Below are 1,984 nucleotides of genomic sequence, written 5' to 3' on the forward strand. Positions count from 1 at the left end.
TGAAGACCATACCCAGCGTCTGCGCCCAGTCGGGCAGCGCGGTGTAGAGCAGGTGATGCGGGCCCGCCCAGATGTAGATGAACACCAGCGACCAGAAGTGCACCACCGAGAGGCGGTACGAGTAGACCGGCCGCTCCACGCTCTTGGGCACGAAGTAGTACATGATGCCGAGCATGGGCGTCGTCAGGAAGAAGGCCACGGCGTTGTGGCCGTACCACCACTGGACGAGCGCGTCCTGCACGCCGGCGAAGATCGGGTAGCTGTGCGTGAAGCTGGTGGGCAGGTGCAGGCTGTTGACGATGTGCAGCACGGCGATCGTCACGACGGTGGCGATGTAGAACCAGAGCGCGACGTAGAGGTTCTGCTCGTTGCGGCGCGCCAGGGTCCAGAAGAAGTTCACCGCGAAGACCACCCAGACGATCGCGATCGCGATGTCGATGGGCCAGATCAGCTCGGCGTACTCCTTGCCCTGGGTGAGGCCGAGGGGCAGCGTGAGCGCGGCGCTGACGATGATGGCCTGCCAGCCCCAGAAGTTCACCCAGCTCAGCTTGTCGCTGGCCATGCGCGTCTTGAGCAGGCGCTGCGTGGAGTAGTAGACGCCGGCGAACATCATGTTGCCGACGAAGGCGAAGATCGCCGCGTTCGTGTGCAGCGGCCGCAGGCGACCGAAGCTCAGCCAGGAGGTGCCAAGGTTGGCCTGCCAGAACGAGAGCTGGCTGGCGATGATGACGCCGAGCAGGAAGGCGACCGCGCCCCAGACGATGGTCGCGATCGAGACTGCCCGCACGATGTCGTCATCGTAGACGACGGTGCGGGTTTGCGCGTTAGCTGCGGCCATTGGCGACTCCTCCCTCCTTGTGATCCCCGGTCTCTTTGGCGGGGCCTGCTGAAGCGGTAGCCCTTGCGGCGGCGCTCGGGGCGTCCTCGGCGCGGGGCTTGTCCTCGCGCAGGGGCAGCAGCGAGAGCCGCTCGCCGTGATCGAAATCGCCGCCCTTCAGGCGCGCGAAGAAGAGAACCAAGCCGAGCGCGACGAGCGCGAGGCTTATAATGACGAGGCCAATCACGACATCCATGCCAGCCTCCGTCCCGAGAGCCGCCAGGTGGTGTAGGCCACGATGCCGATGGAGCTGGCCGGCATGAGCACGGTGGCGACGACCGGGTCGACCAAGCCCGCCAAGGAGAGTGACACGGCGACGGCATTGTAGACGATGGCAAAGATGAGATTGTGCCGCAGCATGCCGCGCAGGCGGCGCGCACCGGCGAGGGCGCGGCGGAGGGCGGCGATGCCGTCGCCCAGGAAGAAGAAGTCCGCCTTGCCGGGAAGCACGGGGCGGTCCACGGCGGGCGTGGCGGCGCAGAGCGCGGCCTCGAAGCTGGGGCTGTCGTTGATGCCGTCGCCGACCATGAGGGTGTCGTGGGCGTCGAGCGCGCGGACCAGCGCCGCCTTGGCCTCGGGCGTGAGGCCGCCGTGGGCCTGCTCGGGTGCGATGCCCAGCGCCGCGGCCGCGCGGTCCACCTTGGCCTGGCTGTCGCCGCTGAGGAGGTGCAGGTCGTAGCCCTGCGCGGCGAGCGCGGCGAGTTCGGCAGCGGCGTCGGGCTTGTAGTCCTCCTCGAAGCGGAAGGCGGCGATCAGCGCGCCGTCGCGCGTGAAGTGCGTTTCGGTCGAGTCGTCCCCGGGGGCGGGTGCGGCGCTCGCAGTGGCGGCCCCGCCCGCGGCCGCGAAGCCCGGGCGGCCGAGGCGATACTCGCCGTCCGCCCGGTGCCAGCGAAGCCCCTGGCCGGGCAGCTCCTCCATTGTGCCCTCGGGTGAAGCGCTGGCCGGCGAAGCGCCGGTCGCGGCGGCTTCGAGACGCGCGGGCCCGCCACCCGCGGCGAGGGCCTCGGCGAGGCTCCGGCTCACCGGGTGGTTGCTGCGCGCGGTCATCGTCCAGAGCAGGGCCCTCTCGGCGGCAGGCAGGGCGGCGAGGGCGCGGCGGGACTCCGC

The 1,984-nt window shown here is 69.9% G+C and carries 3 protein-coding genes; all 3 read right to left on the bottom strand.

From position 1 onward, the window contains the following. Nucleotides 1-838 (bottom strand): cytochrome C oxidase Cbb3 (locus FJ251_15845; protein MBM4119174.1); only part of this gene is annotated, 838 nt, incomplete at its 3' end. Beyond that, a complete protein-coding gene (gene ccoS / locus FJ251_15850; GenBank protein MBM4119175.1) occupies nucleotides 825-1,073 on the bottom strand; it encodes a cbb3-type cytochrome oxidase assembly protein CcoS in 249 nt (82 codons plus the stop codon). The genes FJ251_15845 and ccoS, both read right to left, overlap by 14 nt. Continuing rightward, on the bottom strand, nucleotides 1,061-1,984 hold a 924-nt coding region (locus tag FJ251_15855), incomplete at its 5' end, for an HAD-IC family P-type ATPase (protein ID MBM4119176.1). The genes ccoS and FJ251_15855, both read right to left, overlap by 13 nt.

The organism is bacterium, from assembly GCA_016873475.1.
In the GTDB taxonomy this organism is placed as follows: Bacteria; Krumholzibacteriota; Krumholzibacteriia; order JACNKJ01; family JACNKJ01; genus VGXI01.

Bases quoted from the DNA above. Each gene is read 5' to 3' on its own strand.
- ccoS (MBM4119175.1), bottom strand. From the start codon at position 1,073: ATGGATGTCGTGATTGGCCTCGTCATTATAAGCCTCGCGCTCGTCGCG.